Annotated in this window: 23 protein-coding genes and 5 pseudogenes; 24 read left to right on the top strand and 4 right to left on the bottom strand. The window is 38.8% G+C overall.

What is annotated here, in order from left to right:
* From NON16_RS06990 to mntR, 6 genes and pseudogenes are all read left to right on the top strand, one after another.
* A partial coding sequence (locus tag NON16_RS06990; RefSeq protein WP_257348055.1) for a hypothetical protein occupies positions 1–191 on the top strand: 191 nt, incomplete at its 5' end.
* 338 nt (positions 192–529) lie between these two features.
* Positions 530–1,321 (top strand): annotated as a pseudogene (locus tag NON16_RS06985) (ribonucleotide reductase N-terminal alpha domain-containing protein); the annotation flags it as partial.
* Between the two features lie 214 nt (positions 1,322–1,535).
* Complete coding sequence (locus NON16_RS06980; RefSeq protein WP_257348053.1) at positions 1,536–2,420, top strand: LAGLIDADG family homing endonuclease; 885 nt, start codon at positions 1,536–1,538, stop codon at positions 2,418–2,420.
* A gap of 461 nt (positions 2,421–2,881) precedes the next feature.
* Positions 2,882–4,883, top strand: a pseudogene (locus NON16_RS25605) (hypothetical protein).
* Positions 4,884–4,993: 110 nt separating this feature from the next.
* A complete protein-coding gene (locus tag NON16_RS06965) occupies positions 4,994–5,842 on the top strand; it encodes an HNH endonuclease (RefSeq protein WP_257348052.1) in 849 nt (282 codons plus the stop codon).
* 395 nt (positions 5,843–6,237) lie between these two features.
* Positions 6,238–6,672, top strand: a complete 435-nt coding sequence (gene mntR, locus NON16_RS06960) for a transcriptional regulator MntR (protein ID WP_257348050.1) — start codon at positions 6,238–6,240, stop codon at positions 6,670–6,672.
* A 52-nt stretch (positions 6,673–6,724) separates the two neighbouring features.
* Here mntR and NON16_RS06955 read toward each other — a convergent pair.
* Positions 6,725–6,986: pseudogene (locus NON16_RS06955) on the bottom strand (hypothetical protein); the annotation flags it as partial.
* Between the two features lie 11 nt (positions 6,987–6,997).
* Positions 6,998–8,005, bottom strand: coding sequence for a DUF3231 family protein (locus tag NON16_RS06950; protein WP_257348048.1), 1,008 nt, complete (start codon positions 8,003–8,005; stop codon positions 6,998–7,000).
* Between the two features lie 358 nt (positions 8,006–8,363).
* Between NON16_RS06950 and NON16_RS06945 the strand changes: the two genes are divergently transcribed.
* From NON16_RS06945 to NON16_RS06935, 3 genes are read left to right on the top strand one after another with little or no spacing between them, the layout of a single operon-like run.
* Positions 8,364–9,152, top strand: a complete 789-nt coding sequence (locus NON16_RS06945; RefSeq protein ID WP_257348046.1) for a hypothetical protein — start codon at positions 8,364–8,366, stop codon at positions 9,150–9,152.
* Positions 9,153–9,157: 5 nt separating this feature from the next.
* Positions 9,158–9,622 (top strand): hypothetical protein, encoded by a 465-nt coding sequence (locus tag NON16_RS06940; protein WP_257348045.1) that lies wholly within the window; start codon positions 9,158–9,160, stop codon positions 9,620–9,622.
* A gap of 47 nt (positions 9,623–9,669) precedes the next feature.
* A complete protein-coding gene (locus NON16_RS06935) occupies positions 9,670–10,605 on the top strand; it encodes a patatin-like phospholipase family protein (protein WP_257348044.1) in 936 nt (311 codons plus the stop codon).
* Here the strand turns inward: NON16_RS06935 and NON16_RS06930 are convergent.
* Entirely contained in the window at positions 10,600–10,971 is a 372-nt protein-coding gene (locus tag NON16_RS06930) for an SA1362 family protein (protein WP_257348043.1), read from the bottom strand. The genes NON16_RS06935 and NON16_RS06930 overlap by 6 nt on opposite strands.
* 66 nt (positions 10,972–11,037) lie before the next feature.
* Positions 11,038–11,279, bottom strand: a pseudogene (locus NON16_RS06925) (DUF1385 domain-containing protein); the annotation flags it as partial.
* Between the two features lie 414 nt (positions 11,280–11,693).
* On the opposite strand from NON16_RS06925, the gene NON16_RS06920 reads away from it, so the two are divergent.
* From NON16_RS06920 to recQ, 15 genes and pseudogenes are all read left to right on the top strand, one after another.
* On the top strand, positions 11,694–12,212 hold the full coding sequence (locus NON16_RS06920) for a YqhR family membrane protein (RefSeq protein WP_257348042.1): 519 nt from the start codon (positions 11,694–11,696) through the stop codon (positions 12,210–12,212).
* Positions 12,213–12,353: 141 nt separating this feature from the next.
* Positions 12,354–12,794: a type II 3-dehydroquinate dehydratase gene (aroQ, locus tag NON16_RS06915; RefSeq protein WP_257348073.1), complete on the top strand. Its 441-nt coding sequence runs from the start codon at positions 12,354–12,356 to the stop codon at positions 12,792–12,794.
* Positions 12,795–12,800: 6 nt separating this feature from the next.
* The gene (locus NON16_RS06910) at positions 12,801–13,868 is read left to right on the top strand and encodes a M24 family metallopeptidase (protein ID WP_257348072.1); all 1,068 of its coding nucleotides are present in this window, start codon (positions 12,801–12,803) and stop codon (positions 13,866–13,868) included.
* A gap of 17 nt (positions 13,869–13,885) precedes the next feature.
* Complete coding sequence (gene efp, locus NON16_RS06905; protein ID WP_257348040.1) at positions 13,886–14,443, top strand: elongation factor P; 558 nt, start codon at positions 13,886–13,888, stop codon at positions 14,441–14,443.
* A gap of 369 nt (positions 14,444–14,812) precedes the next feature.
* Positions 14,813–15,094 carry a YqhV family protein gene (locus NON16_RS06900; protein ID WP_257348036.1) on the top strand — a complete coding sequence of 94 codons (282 nt, stop codon included), beginning with the start codon at positions 14,813–14,815 and terminating at the stop codon, positions 15,092–15,094.
* Between the two features lie 83 nt (positions 15,095–15,177).
* A complete protein-coding gene (gene spoIIIAA / locus NON16_RS06895) occupies positions 15,178–16,125 on the top strand; it encodes a stage III sporulation protein AA (RefSeq protein WP_257348034.1) in 948 nt (315 codons plus the stop codon).
* Positions 16,122–16,634: a stage III sporulation protein SpoIIIAB gene (spoIIIAB, locus tag NON16_RS06890; protein WP_257348033.1), complete on the top strand. Its 513-nt coding sequence runs from the start codon at positions 16,122–16,124 to the stop codon at positions 16,632–16,634. The genes spoIIIAA and spoIIIAB overlap by 4 nt, the downstream gene beginning before the upstream one ends.
* 20 nt (positions 16,635–16,654) lie before the next feature.
* Positions 16,655–16,861 carry a stage III sporulation protein AC gene (spoIIIAC, locus tag NON16_RS06885; RefSeq protein WP_257348032.1) on the top strand — a complete coding sequence of 69 codons (207 nt, stop codon included), beginning with the start codon at positions 16,655–16,657 and terminating at the stop codon, positions 16,859–16,861.
* A gap of 13 nt (positions 16,862–16,874) precedes the next feature.
* Positions 16,875–17,264: a stage III sporulation protein AD gene (gene spoIIIAD / locus NON16_RS06880; RefSeq protein ID WP_257348071.1), complete on the top strand. Its 390-nt coding sequence runs from the start codon at positions 16,875–16,877 to the stop codon at positions 17,262–17,264.
* 10 nt (positions 17,265–17,274) lie between these two features.
* Entirely contained in the window at positions 17,275–18,474 is a 1,200-nt protein-coding gene (gene spoIIIAE, locus NON16_RS06875; protein ID WP_257348031.1) for a stage III sporulation protein AE, read from the top strand.
* Positions 18,475–18,488: 14 nt separating this feature from the next.
* Entirely contained in the window at positions 18,489–19,112 is a 624-nt protein-coding gene (gene spoIIIAF / locus NON16_RS06870) for a stage III sporulation protein AF (protein WP_257348030.1), read from the top strand.
* A 6-nt stretch (positions 19,113–19,118) separates the two neighbouring features.
* Positions 19,119–19,766: a stage III sporulation protein AG gene (gene spoIIIAG, locus NON16_RS06865; RefSeq protein ID WP_257348028.1), complete on the top strand. Its 648-nt coding sequence runs from the start codon at positions 19,119–19,121 to the stop codon at positions 19,764–19,766.
* Positions 19,767–19,768: 2 nt separating this feature from the next.
* The gene (locus tag NON16_RS06860; RefSeq protein WP_257348027.1) at positions 19,769–20,305 is read left to right on the top strand and encodes a SpoIIIAH-like family protein; all 537 of its coding nucleotides are present in this window, start codon (positions 19,769–19,771) and stop codon (positions 20,303–20,305) included.
* A gap of 162 nt (positions 20,306–20,467) precedes the next feature.
* Positions 20,468–20,950: pseudogene (tnpA, locus tag NON16_RS06855) on the top strand (IS200/IS605 family transposase).
* Between the two features lie 227 nt (positions 20,951–21,177).
* Positions 21,178–22,956, top strand: coding sequence for a DNA helicase RecQ (recQ, locus tag NON16_RS06850; protein ID WP_257348026.1), 1,779 nt, complete (start codon positions 21,178–21,180; stop codon positions 22,954–22,956).
* The last annotated feature ends 43 nt before the right edge of the window (positions 22,957–22,999 follow it).

Below are 22,999 nucleotides of genomic sequence, written 5' to 3'. Positions count from 1 at the left end.
TTGACCGATGTAGAGATCTTTGCCTTCGTGCCGTGCGCTTATCCTGCTCACGTAAAGAGCCATATGGAGTACAAATAGACGTTAAGAGAACACCAAAAAGTGCACTCTTAGTTAAGGTTGCCCAAAAGTTGGCGGGGCTTGACAGTTTCGTTCATATCAGTGCAACTATGGCGATCGCCAAGTTTTCTTAATTTTTTTAGTTAGCCCTTTTCGAACAGTGAAATAAAAGACGAGGAATGACAAGTGGTTCAAAAGTTAATCATTTTATCAATGAAGAAAAATAACCTTTTCAGATGATTAGTTGATAAAATTGTACATTTTCCTTCAATTTTCTACATTTCTTATCTGTTTTTGATTTTGACAAATTTATAATAGTTCGTTCTCTTACACAATATATTGTATTATTTTAAAATAATGTACACTATATATTGATATTTGGTGTTTTTTTATGCTACTATTTGGGTAACCTAATAGATAAACAACTTACTATAAAAAACAAAAAACGATCTTTTGATGAGGAGGATCCTGTATGGCAATTGTGACAGGGGAAGAAAGACAATCAATTAACATCGATCAATTAAATGAAGACATTGACAAATTCGAACAGGTGCATGCAATTACCTCGGATATGCATACGACACACAAAGGGGTATCAAGATTGGTCATGTTGGATCGGTATTCTTTCAAGGATACTGAGAAGAAAACATTACGAGAAGGGGATTTTGTTGTCCTTACCGTAAAAGATGATCCAAAGTTCCCTGCAAGGGGTCTTGGTTACATCGTTAGAATCGACCGAGAGCAGAATATCGCAGAGGTAAAAGTGGACGAGGAGTATAGAGGTGTTTTAGACAGGCCAGGTGAGGTAGAAACGGGTGTGGTAAAACGTTCCCTTGATATCATCGATAAGCCGTTGGAAGTCTATTACGAGCAAATTGCTAAAAGGAATGCGACTGGCCTTGCATCGGTTGAAACGACAGAAGAAAAGCGTCAAGAATCCTTTGAACGTTTCTATCATGAGTTGGTTAATTTGAACTTTGTACCTGCTGGACGTGTACTATACGGAGCGGGAGCAGCGACAGAGGTTACTTATTTCAACTGTTACGTCATGCCTTTCGTTGAGGATTCTCGCGAAGGTATATCCGATCATCGGAAGCAAGTAATGGAGATTATGAGCCGCGGCGGTGGAGTTGGAACAAATGGATCAACACTACGCCCACGGAACACATTAGCAAAAGGCGTAAATGGAAAGTCATCTGGTTCAGTTTCATGGCTAGATGATATTGCGAAGCTTACTCACCTTGTTGAGCAAGGGGGAAGTCGTTAACACCATGGCGACTTAATCCCGTGAATTGCTGGAACACCCTAAAGCCTTGAAAGCTACAACGTGGTTGGCGACAACGAGCGTGAATGCTCAAAAATTTCAAGGATTATAATGGGCAATCAGCAGCGAAGTGTCTTGGGAAACTAAGATGAACGTTCAGAGACTATTGAAAGCACCTACCTTTTCCAAGAAATAATTTTTCGGAGGTTATTAAATGGAAAATAAGGTGCAAGTAAATCGAAAGAACAAAAAATGTCCTTTCGAGGCGCGGGACAAGGAATTGTTGATGAAAGAAATTAAACACCTTCATGATAAAGGGCTAAGTCAGGTAGACATTTCAAAGGTTCTGAAAATTAGTCGTGGTACTATCCTTAGATGGAATAAGGAACAAAACTTTTTTTCGCCGCGACAACCAGGTGAGGCAGGGAAGTTAAAGTCGAAAATATATGCATATGACGAGGATATTTTCGAAAATACAATGGACCCAAACCTTGCATATATAGTGGGCTTTATAATGGGAGATGGCTGTATTCATGATAGATCTAAATCCAAAAGATTAGCTATATCAATTGCAATATCAGATAAGCAAATATTAAAAGATATGGCCATCTACATGAATATGGTAGGATTATTGAAAATTCGAATGGCCTCTGTAGAAAGTGAACAAGACAAAATCTGCTTAACAGTGAGTTGTACAAAGATTTGTAATGACCTTTCAAAGTATGGAATTGTACCTAAAAAAACAGGAAAAGAAATATTCCCTTTTTGGCTATCAACAAATTGCAAATGGGCATTTTTAAGAGGCTTCTTTGATGCAGATGGTCACATTCGAAAGTACAAGAGATACGGGTATGATAAGGTAAAGTTCACACTTACAGGAAATAAACCCATGATGGTCCAGATCATAAATTTTTTAAAGTCTGAAAATATCCTACCTCCTAAAAAAGCTATATATGAAAAAATAGGTTGTGTAAGTTTTGAAATGTCTAGTATAAAAACTTTACAAACCCTTTATCAAAAAATGTATGCCGAAGATACCGGTCATTTACGATTAGAACGAAAAGAAAAGGTGTTTAAATTAATTAATTCAATTTCTTGATGATATAGTCCGATCTTATGTAAAAGCATAAGAGTCAGGCAGAAATGACCTGGCCCCTCATACCGAGGAGTAACAATATTGCGTGGAGCACAAATGATAATGTTAGCGGATTAAGAATACTAGTCCGCGTTGTTCAGACAATGAATGACTAGGAAATCGGGTGAATTGCTGAAAAGTCCTTATAGTCATCAAGCTACAACGTGACTGGAAACGGTGAGCGTGAATGCTGAAAATTGATTGAATTGGATAATCAGCAGCCGAGCACCTTAAATGGTGAAGGTTCAACGACTATCGAAACCTGACTAAAATACTGTCAAGGGAGTAGAGTAGGGGATCTTAAGATCTTCGAAGCACCCGGCCCCTAACAGGTAAAGCTGAGGGTGATGATATAGTCTAGGCCGTCTGCGAATAGCAGAGTTAAAGTATCCTGAAAAGGACGGTAGAGAACGTGGCATCCTGATATTATTGAATTCATTACTTCAAAAATGCAAAACCCAAGAATACTACGTTACCTTGTTGAAAATACAGAGGACGAAACCATTAAACAATTGGCTCAGGATAAGCTGAAGTTTACACCACTAAGTGAAACCGAGCGCGATATGTACCAAAGCATCGTTAACTATAAAACGATTCCAGGCCAGGGTGGTTTTACGGAAAAAGGAATTAAAGAAGCTGAGCAAAAGCTCAATACTGGTGGAACTTACACTGTCCACAACTCAGAGTTTCTAACAGGGGCAAACATTTCGGTGTGTATAACGAAAGAATTTATGGAAGCGGTAGAAAATGATGCAGAATATGAACTACGCTTTCCAGATGTTGAAAACTATACATTTGAAGAAATGCTTGAATACAACAAGAAATGGCAAGAATCTGGTGATGTTCGCGAATGGGAAGCACAAGGATATGGTATCCGTGTTTACAAGAGAATTAAGGCTCGTGAACTTTGGAACCTGATCAATGTATGTGCAACATACTCAGCTGAACCTGGGATTTTCTTTATTGATAATGCGAATGAAATGACAAACGCCAAAGCCTATGGCCAGAAGGTTGTAGCAACGAATCCATGTGGGGAACAGCCACTTGCACCCTATTCTGTGTGTAACTTAGCGGCAGTAAACCTTGCTAATGTTGCAGACAAAGAAAGTAAACAAGTTGATTTTGACAAGTTGAAACAAACGGTAAGAACCGGTGTACGTTTACAAGATAACGTCATTGATGCAACACCATACTTTTTAGAGAAAAACCGTATACAAGCACTTGGGGAACGCCGTGTTGGCCTTGGCGTAATGGGGCTTCACGACTTACTGATTTATTGTGATACTGTATATGGTTCCGAAGAAGGAAATAAGCTTGTAGATGAAATCTTTGAAACGATTGCTACAACAGCTTATCGGGAATCTGTAGAATTAGCGAAAGAAAAAGGAAGCTTCCCTTTCTTAGTTGGAGAAACGGATAACGAAACGAAAGAACTCCGTGAAGCTTATATTAATACAGGCTACATGAAGAAAATGCCGGAAGATGTACGTCAAGGAATTTTAGAATATGGAATAAGAAATTCACACCTTTTAACTGTTGCTCCTACGGGTAAATGATTGCCCCCTATATTTGTAAAAGTGTAGGTAAACTTAGCTATATGCGGGAAACTCTGAGTATCCTTTTGTACCTGTGTCTTGCCAACACGATAAGGTAAAAAGTAAAAGGTGCAGACGATCCGCAGGGAAGTCGTGGCTGACCCCTCAACGACTACACGCTGAGCACCAGTAACAATACTGGTTGATGATATAGTCTGACCCATATGGCGACATGTGGAGAGGGTGCTAATAATCCCTCCACCTGCAAAAGCAGGGAGTAACAAACGTGAGTACAGGGACGATGGTTGGTGTGAGTACAGGACTTGAGCCTTACTTCTCATTTTCTTATTTCCGAAGTGGACGTCTTGGAAAGTTTATCGAAGTAAAGGCAGACATCGTAAACGAATATCTAAAGCGAAACCCTGATGTAGATGCAAATGATCTTCCTGAATGGTTCATTTCCGCTATGGAACTTGCACCAGAAGCCCATGCTGATACACAATGTGTTATTCAAAATTGGATTGACAGTTCAATAAGTAAGACAGTCAATGCTCCAAAAGGATATACAGTCGAACAGGTTCAAGCCGTATACGAACGTCTGTACAATGGTGGGGCTAAAGGCGGAACCGTTTATGTAGATGGAAGCCGTGACTCTCAGGTTCTTACTCTGAAGGCAGAGGACAACACCTTTGATGATGAGGAAGAAACAAATAACGATGAACCGCAGAAGGTGGTACTCGTTGACACGATTGCCGATTTACGTTCAACCGATGTTACAATTGGAAACGAAGTCGGAAACACTTGTCCAGTTTGCCGAAAAGGTCAAGTAAAAGAAATCGGCGGTTGTAATACATGTACAAACTGTAATGCACAGCTTAAGTGTGGAATTTAAAATAGTTAACAGGCCGGGTTTAATTACTCGGTCTTTTTTTTACTCCATTTAACTACATAAATGTTGATTTATGGAACGTTTGTTCGTGTAATTAAATACGAGGGGGGTAAATGATGATAAAAGTTTGTATTGAATGCGGAAAAGAAATAAGAGTTAAGCCTAGTCATTATAATAGAAAGAAGTATTGTTCACGGGTCTGTAAAACAACGTACTTAAGAAAACACCCACCTGAATCATGGAGTAGATTGTCTAAAAAGACGAATGTTAACTGTACAAACTGTAACAAAAAAATATTAAGAAAACCGAGCTCTACTGGTGAAAAGAACTATTGTAGTAGGGTATGTTTATATGAATATTTACGAATGAATAAACCTAATCAAAATCTAAGAAAACGAATACATATCAATTGTGAAATCTGTAGTTCAACTTTTGAAGTTATAGAATCAAGAAAGTTGACCGCAAAGTATTGTTCAAAAAAATGTGTTGGAATTGCGAACGGTAAAAGGGGAAGTGTTCAATATAGCAAAAGAGTAAAGGTGAACTGTACAAACTGTAATCAACGTTTAGAAAGAAAACCATCAATAATTAAACAGTGGAATTTCTGTAATCAATTTTGTATGGCAGAATATTATTCAAAAACAGATGCATTTTCTGGTCCTAAAAGTGGTACTTGGAAAGGAGGGGATCCAGGTTATTACGGATTGAATTGGAGGCAACAAAGGAAAAAGGCTCGGAAAAGGGATGATTTTAAGTGCCAAGATTGTGGGATAACCGAAGAACTATATGGACAAGAGTTATCAGTCCATCATATAATTCCATTTAGAGATTTTAATGGTGATTGGAGAAATGCGAATCAGTTATCAAATCTTATTAGTTTATGTGAATACCCATGCCACCGAAAGAGACATAGCAAATCCAATATAAAAGAAGATTTCATTATATATATGCTTTCCCAGTAAGCCATAATGGTAAAATATTTGTTTTCAAGAACTACACAGCAATTCCACATAAATATTTTTCTAACATAACTTATGAACTATTCAACGTTGGTTTACGAAATCTGCTAAGAGAGTGATTATAAGACGTTACCCGAGGAGAAATTTGAAATGTATGAGGTAGAACGAAAATTGGTGTGTTAATTGGATGTGAAATACGTTAATTGAATGATGGGGCAAGGAGTAATAGAAGAAACATTCGAACTTATATCTATAGTTACTATGTCTTGAAGATAAATTGAGTCTTTTCTTAAAAGATGGGTTCTCTTGTCACCTTATGATTAATGTTGTATCCTTTTAGTATGTTTTGATTCTGTGAACCCTTTGAAAACAGGATCTGCAGTATTGGAGGGGAAACAATGCCAACTCCAAGTATGGAGGATTATATTGAACGGATCTACCAACTAATCGAAGACAAAGGGTATGCCAGAGTATCTGATATTGCTGAAGCATTAGAAGTACACCCATCTTCGGTAACAAAAATGGTCCAAAAATTAGACAAAGGGAAATATGTTGTTTATGAAAAATATCGTGGATTCGTACTGACCCCTAATGGTAAAAAATTAGGAAAGCGTTTAGTTTTCCGCCACGAACTACTTGAACAATTTCTGCAGGTCATTGGAGTGGATGATGAAAGAATCTACGACGATGTAGAGGGTATCGAGCACCATTTAAGCTGGAATGCGATTGACCGAATCGGAGACCTTGTTCAATATTTCGAGGAAGATGGAAGCCGAGTCAGTAATCTTCGGGAAGTACAAAGAAAAAATGAAGAAGAAGAAGAGCAATCATAACTTTGTTGTGGTTGTTTTTTAGTTTCACGTAAAGAAAGTATAAAAATACTTTCTATAGTATAAGTGTAACTAAGGCGATCGCCAAGTTTTCTTTATGAAATTTAATAAATCGAACAGAGGAACCTATAATTATCCCCGGTATTACAAAAAGGATCAGTAACCAAACGGGTCCCAACAATACATCGAATAAGGTGTTCCAAAAAAATTAATCCTAGGGTTACCAAATCGGCCGAAACTGCAATAGGAAGGAAAGCATAAGGATTTTGCCCTCCTCCAGCGTCTTTGAACGCATCCCACATCGTAAAAAAGTATAAGATTCCATGTCTTACTCATTTCTAGCTAATGATTCACGATCTGCAGCTTGGGGTGGCTGCTCAAGCCATCCATTATCAATCATAATATTTGCTCCATCTTCAGAATACTTACCCGTTTCAGCCATTAAACGTGTATACATAGCTCCCAAATCCCGTCTCGGACTAGCAGATATTCCCGCTCCGTACTGGGCAATTCCTGAAGCGACAAGAACACTAACATGGAACATCATTAACTTATCTGAAAATGGAGAGACAGTCGAATCGGTGACTTCTGATGCTACACTATTAGCAGTTGATAGGTTTTCTTCCTGTAAAACCGAACTGAAAACCTCAAAGTGTTTTGCCGATATTTCTTTACCCCTCTCCATGTATTTTCGAACCTCTTTTGATCCAACGACTTGGCTGAATCCGATAGTTAGCGCATGACCAAGTGCATTTCGTTCAGCATTATAGAAAAGATTTGAGATTTCAATACCGAGTAATGGGCGGCGATTACCGAACCATCCTGTGAGGAAGCTCTGTTTATTCACGAAATCAACGCCGTGAGGCCTCGGGAGGTATGGAGCTCGGACGAGTACACCTTTTTTTAAGGAAACCTTTCTCGCTCTGTTAGCAAGTTCTTTCGCATCGGCTAAGCATTGATAATAGAAAGCAGCAATATCATCCCTTGTTGAAAAGGAATATAAAATACTTTCTCCCGTGTGGCTAAACTTACCCATATTCATCATATATTGCAGAATCATTATATCGGAAAATAAGCGAGGGGCATTTGTATTGACATCGTCATCGGTAAAACCTACTGGTATCGGATATTGTTCTTCATGAAATAGTTGAGTAATCGTTTGAATCCGATCTCCAATAAAATCTGAAGCAAATTCCAAAACCGAACGAATTTCTTCATCTTCAACGGTTTCTAAAAAATATTTCACACCACAATTCATCATTGTACTGGTCTGGAAAGTTGCCCAGAGGCTTGAGACTTCAGACGCTGTTAGTTTGGGGTTATGATCGGCTTCCATCAAGGATTCCTCCTTATCGTTGTTGTCTACCTTTGTATTTTCGTACTCTTATCACAGTATTCCATGTTTTATATTAACCTTCATTACCCATCTTTTATTCATCGATTCTCCTTAGAACCAGTCTTATTTTGGATAAATAAATGAATATGTGCCAAATTAAAAAGAACTTTTACTCTACCACCGTCAATGTATTTTCTGATCAATTTTTAATAAATAACGTTTCCTCATGGACCTCCATTATCAAATAAACTCATCTTCCATCAAATACTACCATGAATTCTCTTCGTCTCGGCTATCATCATAATTTGTTTAAACGAGGGGAAACATATCGTTACTTTCTTTATATAGGAGAATTCGTGTGGACAACTATACAAACAACAATACAGCGAGACGCTATAAGGCTCATGTAAGTATACTCGGAACCACTCAACTGCATTTAAGAAATCCTTATATTGTCGGTTGGTGGTCAGCGGCTTTTCCAGGGTTTGGCCACTTGCTCTTATCAAAATATCTTCGTGGATTTGTCCTTTTTACATGGGAAGTCATTATAAATGTGTTCGCCAATGTAAACGTAGCTATGATCTATTCTTTTCAAGGTGAAATTGAATTGGCAAAGGACGCATTGGATACAAGATGGTTACTCATTTATATTCCTGTTTATTTATTTGCTATATGGGATAGTTATCGATCAACGGTTGATTTAAATAGAATGTACCTTTTGGCAGAACGGGAGAACCATCGATTTAATACATTTAGTATTGGAGCTATGGAAATTAATTATTTGGATAAGCTGAAGCCCTCAACAGCAATGATGTGGTCCCTATTTATGCCTGGTTTAGGCCAACTTTACGTACATAGAATTGTTACTGCAACTTATTTGATTGTATGGGCTGTTATCTTTTTCTACTTTTCTCACGGTCTCGAAGCCGTATCGTTACTTTTTATAGGAAAAGTAGAACAAGCCACGTCTGTATTAAATAGTGAATGGTTTCTCTTCTTTCCATCTGTTTTTGGTTTTGCGGCTTATGATGCCTATGTGAATACGGTTGAAAATAATAAACTGTATGAAAATGATCAACGTAACTTCTTAGAAGCGAATTATCAAAACCCACATTTCAAGATCTTAAATAGAGAAAAAGCGGAGTGAAGGCAATGCAGATATTCTCAACCTTTGAAAACTCAGGCTATTTAGAATTGGCAATTTCTTTATTAGAACAAAAGGGAATAAAAAAAGAGAATATATTTGCAGTTCCACTCGACAACCGCCGGGAAGAGCGGAAACTTTTTGATACACTTCATCGTTCGGATGGAGTTTCACTTGTTGACGTGGCCATGGCATTAGCTACTGGGTTTTCAGTGATTGGTGCAAGTGTTGGATTTATTTTGGCTTGGGGTCCGATCTTTTGGGGTTTAATTGGTGCTGTTAGTGGTTTTATTTTAGGATTAGGAATAAAGTTATTCGTTTTAAAAGTAGTTAAGAAAAAGCAAAACCTTCTACGACGTGGTAAGCATTCTGAAGTCATACTCATAGTTGATTGTGAGGAAGAACAGGCTCAATTAGTTGAAGAAATTCTTTGGGAGCATTTAGCGATCGGGCTAGGGAAGGTAAATTCCTAATACTGAAATACATTCCTCCTTTATACATATATAAAGGGGGGTGTGTTATGGAAATCGATGGTGTTTTTTCAGGTGGTGGTGTGAAGGCAATTGCGTTTGTTGGGGCATTGCAAGTGGCCGAAGCTCAAGGAATGTGCTTTAAAAGAACAGCGGGAACGAGCGCGGGTGCAATTTTCGCCGCACTCATATCGGCAGGGTATAATTCAACAGATATAAAACAATTGATCCATGATGTAGATCTAAAAGAATTTCTTGATCCGAGACGTCTTTCAATTCCATTCCCATATATGAAATGGCTATCGTTATATCGGAAATTAGGGCTTTATAAAGGGAAGAAAATGGAGGATTGGATTGAAGAAGTACTTGCTGCTAAAGGAATTAAAACCTTTGCAGATGTCCCTGAAGACTCATTAAAAATTGTTGCTTCGGATATTTCAAATGGTCGATTGATCGTGCTGCCAGATGATTTGGAACGGTATGGACTTTTACCTGAACGGTTCAAGATTGCCAAAGCGGTTCGGATGAGTGCCAGTATTCCCTATTTTTTTGATCCGATCAAAATCTACGATCATATGGGTAAAAAAAATTATATCGTCGATGGAGGAGTATTGAGCAATTTTCCAATTTGGTTATTTCAAGATAAAAAGAATAACTCGAAACGTCCTGTAATTGGTTTCCAACTTAGACCTTCTCAATTTGACCAACAACCGAATAAAATCAACAATGCTATTTCTCTGTTCCATGGGCTTTTTGATACGATGATGGATGCTCATGACAATCGGCATATCTCTGAAGCACATAGTACTGACATCGTTTTTATCCCAGTAAAGCAGATTTCGATGGTTAACTTCGACCTATCAGAACAAGTAATTGATGAACTCGCGAATATAGGAAAAGAGAACACAGAGAAATTTTTAAGAAATTGGCGCAGTAATCGATTCGGTATCTATACGAAAATAAAATCAAAAAAATCGAGCTTATAATGCCCGATTTTTTTTCTTGCCCTTTTTACCTTCAATTACAGTAAGATGATCACGACGCTTTTTGGTTTTTTTAAGATTCGTTTTAAAGGAGGATTTTGTTGTAGGCTTTGATTTTGTGACATTACGAGATTGGGTTTGATACTTTTTCTTTGAATAGCGAGCCGCTTGCTGGAATTGTCCTGACATATTTCCCATCCGCTTTGCGAGAAAGCGTCGATAGAGAAAGTAGAAAATCGCCCCGACTGCTAAGAAGACTACAATCATTTTGAGAATACTCATTGGATTTGTAATCAAGGATGTTACAAACCCGAAAGCAGCGAGACCCAACAACAAAATGATAATCACATTAAATCTACGTAGAAACAACAAGACTCACCTCCTTTATTTACAAATATGTACAACAAGGCTGATTGCGTGCGACTTTTTTCTTCTTTACACAACTTTCATACTCGTTTGTTCAGTAGCTATCTGCTCGTATTGCTCATCTCTTCTCTTCATTTCATTAAATGATGAGATAGCGACCTCCGTATGAACTGCAGCTGGTTCTTTGTAGTAAGAAGCTGGAGCCATAAACCTGGATAACCAAGATAGCGAAGAACCGGGACGCTACGTAACTTATTTGTAGACTGTAAGACTTCGTAAGATACTCCTAATACGACTGGTATTAAAGAGATAAAGTATAAGTAAGATAGCAGTAAAGCTAGTTTTAATATGCCTTCAATTATATTCTGTCCAACATGTCCAGAAAATATTGATATGTCTTCGTTACCAATCTACGTTCACTTTCTATTCTACATGATAGTGAAGGAAACCTCTATATGTGTGGACTTATTGTCATTAAGATTTCAGAAGATACTTGACAAATAAAGAAAACTTGGTTCAGCCAAACCTTTGGCACTGGCTGAGCCTTGCTGCGCTTATACTATAGAAAGTATTTTTATACTTTCTTAACGTGTAAATCAATGGAATGAACTGTTTTTATCTTTCCCTTTTTCCTCTTTATTTACACATAGTATGCTGCGAAAATAAGACATTATACTAAATAGAAATTTAAACAGTCGGACATACTAGAATCAGGAGGTGCAAGAATGGAAACGGATAATCAGTCTGCACAGCTTGAGCAAAATAAACGAGAAGAGCCAGTTAGTTTTACAGGAAGAGTTTTGACAGTCGGTTTTGTAGGTGGTGTTTTTTGGAGTTTGATCGGTTATTTAGCTTATGTATTAAACTTTACGGAGATTCGTCCGTCATTTGTCTTAGAGCCTTGGGCCATAGGGGAATGGAAAGAGCAAGCGTTAGGAGATTGGATTGGCATTGTTGTCATTGGTATATTATCGATGGGAGTAGCCCTTGTTTACAAAATTTTATTTGCAAAGTTCAAACATATGGCAGCTGGCGTTGTTTTCGGGATTATATTATGGATAATCGTATTTTATTTATTAAGACCGATGTTTCCAGGTTTAAAGCCTATCCATGAACTTGGAGTAAATACGTTATCAACGACCATATGCTTATATGTCCTTTATGGTCTATTCGTTGGGTTTTCGATTTCCTTCGAATACAATGAAAATGACAAGGCACAACAGCATAAGAGCCAGAGTCAATAACTATTCAAACAATAAGAGCTATGATAGAATGTTCCATGGAGCATTCTGTTTTTTTACGTGCATAAAAAGCTATTTGGTTAACTATATGATAGCTGTCTCTTTATCTGTGATGTAAGAGATAGGTTTTGAGAGGATGGTTACATAATGAAAATCATGGTAATAAATGGCCCGAATTTAAATCTTCTTGGTGGCCGTGAGCCTGAAATTTACGGACAGACAACATTAGCTGATATTGTATCTTCGCTCAAAGAGAAGGCAGAACAACTCAATTGTACAATCATCGATCGGCAGTCCAATCATGAGGGAGAAATCATTGACTGGATTCATGATGCTAAAAACGATTGTGCAGGTTTGCTGTTGAATGCTGGTGCTTATACCCACTACAGCTATGCCATTAGAGATGCAATTTCAAGTGTTCAGGTTCCCACTATTGAAATCCATCTTTCTAACATTTATGCGCGTGAATCATTCCGACACACATCTGTATTGGCAGAGGTAGCCGTCGGGCAGATCACAGGATTGGGCAGCAAAGGTTATGAACTCGGTCTGGAAGGGCTGTTACATTATTTGAGAGGGGAATAAAATATGTTGAATCGAATTGAACGTCTTAGATCTGAATTTAATGAACAAAATATTGATGGGATTTTGATCACGAGTACGAGTAATCGTCGTTATATAAGTCAATTTACCGGATCTTCTGGTGTCGTTTTGATTTCTGGAACAGAGGCAAAACTTATCACAGACTTCCGCTATATGGATCAAGCAACAGAACAAGCTAAAGAGTTTGATATTGTTCAACATACTGCTTCGATACCTTCCGAAGTTGCCAAACAAGCAAAACTAATGGGGATTGGTAAGCTTGGATTCGAACAAGACAACCTTACATATGCAGTACATCAAACCTACGAACAAGCTATTGATGGAATACTTGTTCCAACCTCAGGTATCATTGAAAGGATCCGCCTTATAAAAGATGAAGGTGAATTACAAGTTTTAAAAGATGCGGCTCAATTAGCTGATCAAACCTTTGAACATATTATATCGTTTATCAAACCTGGATTGCGCGAAATTGATGTTTCAAACGAATTAGAGTTTTTCATGAGAAAAAATGGGGCGACCTCCTCATCATTTGATATTATTGTGGCATCAGGTATTCGCTCTTCGTTACCACATGGTGTAGCATCAAACAAGATTATCGAACAGGGTGATATGGTCACATTGGACTTTGGAGCTCTTTATAACGGGTATTGCTCTGACATTACGAGAACCGTTGCTATTGGTGAGCCAAAAGAACAACTTAAAGACATCTACCAGATTGTTCTCGATGCTCAGTTAAAGGGTCTTGAAGGATTGAAGCCTGGGATTACTGGAAAACAAGCCGATGCCCTTACAAGAGATTACATTAAAGAAAAAGGCTATGGTGAACAGTTTGGTCACTCAACAGGACACGGAATCGGATTGGATGTTCATGAAGGACCGGGTCTATCAGGTAAGGTTGATACAAGGCTTGAATCAGGCATGGTCGTTACAGTTGAGCCGGGAATTTATGTTTCTGGTCTTGGTGGCGTGCGGATCGAGGACGATGTCGTACTCACAGAGAACGGTAATGAACGTCTCACTAAATCAACAAAAGAATTGCTCATTATAGGAGAGTAAAATCAGGAGGGAATCCAATGATTTCAGTAAATGACTTTAAAACAGGGCTAACAATTGAAGTTGATGGCGGTATTTGGTCTGTTATCGATTTCCAACACGTTAAGCCAGGTAAAGGTGCAGCGTTTGTTCGCTCTAAGCTACGTAATTTGAGAACGGGAGCAATCCAGGAAAAGACGTTCCGGGGCGGAGAAAAAGTTGCAAAAGCTCACATCGACAACCGTCGTATGCAATACCTCTATTCTTCAGGTGACACTCATACATTTATGGATACTGAAACGTATGATCAATTGGAACTGCAATCTTCACAAATCGAGTATGAACTTAAATTCCTTCTCGAGAATATGACGGTTCAAGTTCAAATGTACCAGAGTGAAACAATCGGGGTAGAATTACCGAATACTGTTAACCTTAAAGTAACGGAAACAGAGCCGGGTATTAAAGGGGATACAGCTTCTGGAGGAACAAAACCAGCTATCCTCGAAACAGGCTTGTCTGTACAAGTGCCGTTCTTCGTAAATGAAGGAGACGTATTAATTATTGATACGCGCTCCGGCGACTATATGTCCAGAGCGTAACGAATATTATAAGCTTTAGTTAAATGAACCCGAGTGGAGGTGAATATACTCCACTCGGGTTTTTTCATTGCACGTTAAGAAAGTATAAAAATGAAAACATGCAGTTTTAACAGCTGTTCTCAGAATAATTCTTCCCAAGTTTCCAGAATTCGTCCGCGTTGAGAATAATTCATCCGGAAAATCTGGAATCCATCCGCGTTGAGAATAATTCATCCGGAAAAATCTGAATTCATCCGTATCAAGAATAATTCATCAAGAAAAAATGGTCATCCTCGAACCAATGTGAATGAAAATTCCCCTAGAAGTTTATTCCTAGTCTTTTTCTTATCATTTCCACATAGGTTGTACTAAAAATGTGGAGGAAATCTTATGAAGTTCATTATTGATCATTTTGGCCCTTATCTTGCTGGTATGGCTAGTCTCAGAATATTATCAGCAACGCTCGAATTTACCGCTGCGTTTCTAATGCTCTATTTTAACTCAATTCAAAAAGCAATCGTAATTAATGCGTCACTCGCAGTTGTTGGCCCTTGTATTTTTTTGACTACGATGGCGCTAGGTTTGGTAGGGGTAGCGGGCGAAATTACATTCGAAAAACTCGCGTTGATTGGACTTGGCGTATTTTTTATTGTACTAGCATTCTTAAAATAATTTTCGCAACTGTGTAGAAGTCATAAAACATGCTCTAGCGCATACATTGAGAATACAAGCCCAGTTAGAAAAGCAGGGATTCTATGAGAAAAATTATTGAAATACTGCCTGAATCAATCAAGCATTTAATTGAAAGTTATCCAAGCAAACTCTTAGATGAAGTTGAAGAATTACGTATCCGAATTCAGCGACCATTTGAAATTATCCGAAACGGTCAACCCGATTATATAGGTTCTCGTGGACTGGAGCAGTACATCGTTACACCAGAGGATGCGAATCAGTTAATGAACAAACTGAGTCAGTACTCGTTGTATGCCTTTGAAGAAGAATTAAAACGTGGATACATTACACTTCAAGGCGGGCATCGGGTTGGCCTTGCGGGTAAGGTAATAACGGAAAAAGGACAAGTCAAAGCTATTCGGGACATAAGTTCATTTAACATAAGAATTGCTAGACAGAAAAAGGGGATTGCTGATCCGCTCATTCCTTATTTGTTTGAACGAAGATGGTTAAATACATTAATAATTGGACCACCACAAACAGGGAAAACAACTTTGCTGAGAGATGTTGCACGAACCATAAGTTGCGGTGTACCTGAACGGGGTATTCCTTCTTGTAAGGTAGGAATTGTGGATGAGCGCTCAGAAATAGCAGGCTCGATTAAGGGAGTCCCCCAACATGATCTTGGTAATCGGGTTGATGTACTGGACGCATGTCCAAAGGCGGAGGGAGTCATGATGATGATTCGAAGTCTAAGTCCTGATGTGATTGTTATTGATGAGATAGGTAGAACGGAAGATTCAGAAGCGATCCTTGAGGCAATGAATGCAGGTGTCCAAATGATAATGACAGCACATGGCTACAGTATTGAAAACGTCCTTAAACGGCCAACATTAAGAAAATTGGTGGATATAAAGCTCTTCGATCGGTTTGTTGAATTAACAAGAGCGAATGGACCAGGCAGGGTGCAACGGGTATTGGATAGTAATTTTCAACCTTTATCCTTCCGACAGGAACGACAATTCGAATGAAAATGATCGGTGCCATCTTCGTTATTTTAGCGACAACTTGGATCGGATTTGAGTGGGCAAAACGATTGCAAGCAAGGCCGCGCCAGTTAAGACAATTGAAAGTTGCTCTTCAATCATTAGAAGCAGAAATTGTATATGGGCTGACCCCACTTAATGAAGCATGTGCACGTCTTTCTACACAATTGGATCCACCATTATCCTGGTTTTTCGAACAATTTTCAGCAGGTCTGATATCAGGTAAGTCTTCAGTCCGTGAGGCTTGGGAGGAGAGCTTAGTTGTTATTCATAAACATTCTGCACTACAAAAAGGTGAGATTGAGGTATTAAGGCAGTTCGGTTCGATGCTTGGGCGTCACGATCGGGATCACCAACAAAAACAAATCAAGCTTGCCATCGTCCATCTCGAACGTGAAGAAAGTGAAGCAATTGATATACAGCACAGGTATGAAACGATGATCAAAAGTTTGGGTTTTTTAACAGGTTTATTAATTGTCATTTTGTTGATTTAGCCTGAGGGGAGCGTAACAGGATGCCGTACGATGTGAATACCATTTTTCAAATTGCGGGTATCGGAATTGTGGTTGCAATGTTGCACACAGTTTTGAAACAAATGGGAAAAGAAGACATTGCTCACTGGATAACCTTGATAGGTTTTGTACTTGTTCTATTTATTGTTATTACCTTGCTTGAGGATTTGTTCCAGCAAATACGGGGTGTATTTCTCTTCCAGGGCTGAGGAGGGACTTACGATCGAGATCATTCAAATTGTTGGCTTCTGTTTAATCGCAACTTTCCTAGCGCTCATCATTAAGGAACAAAAACCGGCATTTTCATTTCTGCTTATACTTTTTGCCGGTGCCTCAATCTTTTTATTTTTAATTGGAAAAATTCAGGCTGTTATCGCTATGTTAGAGCGTCTAGCCACGAATGCAAACTTGAATATGGTTTATGTCGAAACGATTTTGAAAATAATCGGAATTGCCTATATTGCTGAATTTGGAGCTCAAATTACGAGGGATGCTGGTCAAGGAGCGATTGCAGCCAAAATTGAACTAGCAGGGAAAGTATTGATTCTCGTCATGGCAATTCCGATTCTTACGGTTTTGATTGAAACGATAATAACACTGTTGCCAAGTTAGGGGTGAAAGGATGACAGGTCCGGATCTATCTAAACGATATGTTTGGTTAATGGTACTCGTTCTTTTTTTCAGCTTCCTTGGACAACCCATGAACATGGTTTGGGCCGAAACAAATACAAAGTCTGACATAGATCCATCCCTCACACTTGAAGATGAACAGTTGCAGGATATAAGAGATTACTGGGATGATATACGAAGTGAGTATGGCGGGTTTTTGCCAGAAAGCCAAAAAGGAAGCATTTTGGAATTTATCCAAAGTGATAAAGATTTTTCGATAATGGAGTGGGGAAAAGGCTTACTTAAATATTTATTTCATGAAATCTTAACCAACGGGAAATTACTAGGCATGTTAATTTTGCTTACCGTGTTTAGTATGCTACTGCAGACGATGCAGAATGCGTTTGAACACCAGGCAGTGAGTAAAGTCGCTTATGGAATTGTGTATATGATTCTTTCCATCATTGCATTGAATAGCTTCCATGTAGCGGCTTCTTATACGGTTGAAGCGATCCAAAATATGAATGCATTCATCATTGCGCTTATTCCGCTACTTCTTGCACTAATGGCATCCACAGGAAGTGTCGTTTCTGTCGCCTTTTTTCATCCCTTCATCATTTTATTGGTCAATACGAGCGGCTTGTTGATCCAGCATTTTGTACTACCTCTCTTATTCCTATCCGCTTTGTTAAGTATTGTCAGCACGTTAACAGATCATTACAAAGTCACCCAGCTTGCCAACCTTTTAAGGGGAATTGGAATTGGAACAATGCTAATTTTCTTTACCGTATTTCTAGGCGTGATCAGTGTTCAAGGTGCAACAGCAGCAGTAGCTGATGGAGTCGCAATTCGAACTGCAAAATTTATCACAGGTAATTTCATTCCAGTCATAGGACGGATGTTTACGGATGCTACTGATACAGTGTTGAGTGCATCTCTTTTACTCAAAAATACTGTCGGTATAGCTGGTGTTGTTATTCTAATACTTATATGTGCTTTTCCTGCTTTAAAGATTCTATCACTTGCGTTAATCTATCAAATTGCCGCAGCTGTTCTTCAACCACTAGGGGGAGGACCGATCATCCAGTGCTTAAACATCATTAGTAAGAATGTTTTCTTTATCTTTGCGGCATTGTCGATTGTATGTTTTATGTTCTTTCTCGCTGTAACGATGATGATTGCAGCTGGGAACCTAACGCTCATGATGAAGTGAAGAGGGGGATTTGTGTGTCGTTTATTTACGAATGGATCACAAACATTATTCTCATTATATTACTTGCAACGGTTCTAGAGTTACTCCTCCCTTCTTCAGCTTTCCAAAAGTATATAAAGGTGGTTATCGGCCTCTTACTGATCATGGCTATTTTAAATCCACTCATTCAATTAATGTCTGTTGATTTTACAGATGAACTGGCGTCTTTACAAGCTGGGAGCAACTCTATAGAAAATGAAAAAATGAAAAATTCAATAGAAAAGAAGAAAAGTGAAATACAAGCCTCACAAGATGCATATAAATTAAATCAAGTGGCTGTCCTATTAAAAAAGAAGGTCGACAGCAAAAAACTAGAAGAAACTTTTGAGAAAAGGGTAAAGGATGTGGAGGTGCAGGAACAATCTCAAAAAGACTCTAAAACGAAACAACCGAAGCAATGGATCGTCTATGTCACTCTTGCAGACGCAAATGACAAAGATACTGAAATCGAAGCGGTCGAGGAAGTTACCATTAACACACAAGAACAAACTACTGAAGTGAAGAACGATACAGATTTTAGAGAAATCAAGCAATTTCTATCCGAAGAGTGGGAAGTTCCTATCGATGACATTGTAGTAAAAGAGGAAGGGGGTTCGTAATGCTGGATGTCTGAAAAGAAGAAATATGATTGGCTAAAGTCGATGCTGAACCCGCCGAAGGATGCTCCGAAAAAGAGTAAGAAATCCCAGTACATATTAATCGTTCTGGGACTTGGAGTAGCGATGATGCTCGTTCAGAATCTTTTTGATACCCCAGATACTTCACCCGTAACTAGCATGGATAAGAAGGACAAGAAGGCTGAATCCACTTTCTCTTTCAAAAAGTCAGGGGACCCATCTTCTGTTAGAGCAATGGAAGATCATTACGAGAATCAATTGAAAGAGCTTTTGGATGAAATGGTAGGAGTGAAGGATTCAACAGTCGTTGTAACTCTGGACTCCACCGTGAAAAAGATTTATGAAAAAGATGTCAATCGTCAAAGCTCCACGACAGACGAGACAGATCAGCATGGAGGGGAAAGGAAATCAACTTCAAACCAATCTGAGGAGAAAGTTGTCATTATTCAAGACGGGGAGGGGGAGCATCCGATTATCGTAACCACTGAAATGCCTGAGGTGAGAGGGGTTGCTGTTCTCGCAGGTGGAGCAGAAAATTTACAAGTGAAACAATGGATTATTGATGTTGTAACTCGCGTATTTGATGTTCCGAGTCACAGAGTAAGTGTAATGCCGAAAAAGTACAAGGGGGAATAACAATGTTATTGAAAAAGCAAACCGTTTGGCTTTTAACAATGTTAAGCTTAATTATTGTCTTGTCCGTTTATTACATCACTTCTCCAGAACAATCACCGACAGACCTGGCGTTTGAGCAGGAGGAAAAGGCTTCAAAGGATAAAGCGAAAGAAACATCAGGTGATACTACCGTTCAACAAGTGGACAGCGATGAAATGTTCACGGCTCTGCGCTTAGAGATTCAAGATAAAAGAGCAAAAATGGCTGAGAAGTATAATGAGGTACTCGCTTCAACATCGGTTGCAGCGGAAGTTCAGTCACAAGCACTTGACCAATTGACAGCATTACAAGAGCTGGCAATGAAAGAAGATACAGTTGAGACCCTGGTAAAAGGAATGGGTTATGAAGATGTCTTAGTTAATACTATGGAAGAAGAAGTTCAAATCATCGTTAAAGTCGATGAGGAGCTATCTAAGAAAGAAGCGAATGAAATTATGAGAAAAGCCCAAAAACAACTAGGTGATAAGCAAGTCGCCGTATCATACCAAGCAGCAAAATAAACGGGTGACTCCTTTGAGTCCCCGTTTTTTTATGAAAAAGAAAACCCTAGGCTTGGCCTAGGGTTCAAAAAAGCTTTCAGCGTTGTATTAAAAAAACTCCTCTGATATGCTAAACTATTTTTGGTTCGCCAACCAAAATAAAAGCATACGGAGGAGTCTTAGATGTCTAAAGACACTAATAGTTTAGCACACACAACCTGGAATTGTAAGTATCACATCGTGTTTGCACCGAAATACAGAAGACAAGTTATTTATGGGAAAATCAAAAAGGACATTGGGGAAATACTCCGGGCACTATGTGAAAGAAAAGGAGTGGAAATAATCGAAGCCACAGCATGTAAAGATCATATCCATGTTAGTAAGCATTCCACTTAAATTAAGTGTATCCGCATTTGTAGGGTATTTAAAAGGAAAAAGTAGTTTGATGATATTTGATCGTCACGCCAATTTGAAGTACAGTTATGGAAACCGAAAATTTTGGTGTACAGGATATTATGTAGATACAGTGGGAAGAACAAGAAGGCAATCGAAGAATATATACGTAATCAGATACAAGATGATGTAGTCGCAGAACAAATAAGTATGATGGAATACATCGATCCTTTTACAGGTGAAGAAGTAAAGAAAAAGAAAAAACGAAAGTGAGCAGGTGGCCTTTGAGGTCTGGCCAGAAAAAGTAGTGCACCTGGCGAACCATTCAGTAGCCCTTTAGGGTTTGGTCAGTAACAAAGGCTTTCAGCCGCAGAGAAAACCACCCGTTATCACGGGTGGTTTTTATTTATTCTATTTTAACGTTACTTTTCTGTTTAACAAAGGATCTAAATGATATACTTTTCATAAGTGTTTATCATGTTTTAAGAAGGAGAAATTAAATGCTTCACCATGCACAAACAATTCTAAAGGATACATTCGGATATAATTCGTTTCGTGAGGGACAGGATGAAATTCTTGAACGTATACTGCAAAAGAAAGATACAGTTGGTATTATGCCTACAGGTGGGGGGAAATCCTTATGTTATCAGATACCTGCAATGATTTTTTCAGGTGTAACGCTAGTCGTATCTCCACTGATCTCTCTAATGAAAGATCAGGTAGATGCACTTAATCAAGAGGGTGTGTCCGCGACATTCATTAATAGCTCTCTTTCAACTGGAGAAGTACGGGAGCGTTTGAAAGGTGCGGCAAATGGTCAATACAAGCTCATATATGTAGCACCCGAACGATTGGAGTCCCCTTCCTTTTCTCAGTTGCTACATAGGTTACCGATCTCGCTAATTGCTATCGATGAAGCCCATTGTATTTCCCAATGGGGTCATGACTTCAGGCCAAGTTATCTTTCAATTCAACAGATGATCACGCGACTCGAGAATAGACCAGTCATTATCGCCTTAACAGCAACCGCCACTCCAGAGGTAGCGGATGATATTTGTGAAATGTTACAAATTGATGAAGAGAGTGTTGTGACTACAGGGTTCGGACGCAGTAATCTTTCATTTCGCGTCATTAAGGGTCAAAACCGTGATACTTTCCTAGAAGCATACATAAAGAGAAATGAATCACAATCGGGTATTATTTATGCAGCTACAAGAAAAGAAGTCGAACGTATCTTCACTCGATTACAAAAGATTGGACTCCCTGTCGGAAAATATCATGCTGGAATGTCTGAAGATGAACGCGACCTTAATCAAGAACAATTTCTTTATGATGATGTTACGATAATGGTGGCGACATCTGCATTTGGTATGGGAATTAATAAATCGAATGTCCGTTATGTGGTTCATTACCATTTACCAAAGAACATTGAAGCTTATTATCAAGAGGCTGGACGCGCAGGGCGGGACGGTGTAGATAGTGAATGTGTTTTGATGTACGCTCCTCAAGATGTCCGTCTACCGAAATTTTTTATTGAAGAATCTGATATGGACCCGGAACGAAAAACGTATGAGTATGAAAAATTGCAGCAAATGGTTGGTTACTGTCATACAGAGTCCTGTTTGCAACAATACATTTTGAAATATTTTGGAGAGCAGGCAGATGGGTGTGGCCGCTGCAGTAATTGTACAGATGACCGACAGTCCGTTGATATAACCCGTGAAGCTCAAATGGTTTTTTCATGCATTAAACGGATGAAAGAGCGCTTTGGGAAAACAGTTATCGCGAAAGTATTAACGGGTTCATCAGATAGTAAAGTCAAACAATTTCGGTTTGACCAAATCTCCACTTATGGAATTATGAAAGATCAAACTCAAAAGCATGTCATCGAATTGATCGACTTTTTAACAGCCGAAGAGTATTTGTCACCTACGAATGGCTCATACCCGGTATTAACTTTGACAAAGAAGGCTGCAGAAGTGATCCTGGGTAAACAAGATGTATTGAAAAAGGAACAAATACAAGCGGAGCAACTGTTTGTCGGAGGCGAGTTGTTTGATCGGTTAAGAATGTTGCGTAAAAATCTTGCTGAAGCTGAGAAAGTGCCTCCTTTTGTCATCTTTTCTGACGCAACGTTACGTGAAATGTGTGCGCAATTACCGGCTTCTGAAGAAGCATTGTTGCAGGTCAAGGGCGTGGGGCAGCGAAAGTTAGAACTTTATGGATCTGATTTTCTAAATGAGATTGCAGCTTCTAGTCAGGCAAACGATGTATCGTAATCGATCGCCTTTGCATAGGTGTAATGTCAGCCCCTCGGGTCAT

It is taken from the genome of Pseudalkalibacillus decolorationis (assembly GCF_024609785.1).
Classification (GTDB): Bacteria; Bacillota; Bacilli; order Bacillales; family Fictibacillaceae; genus Pseudalkalibacillus; species Pseudalkalibacillus decolorationis.
Note: the sequence above shows the minus strand (reverse complement) of the source record. Positions and strands in the feature narration are given on the sequence as shown.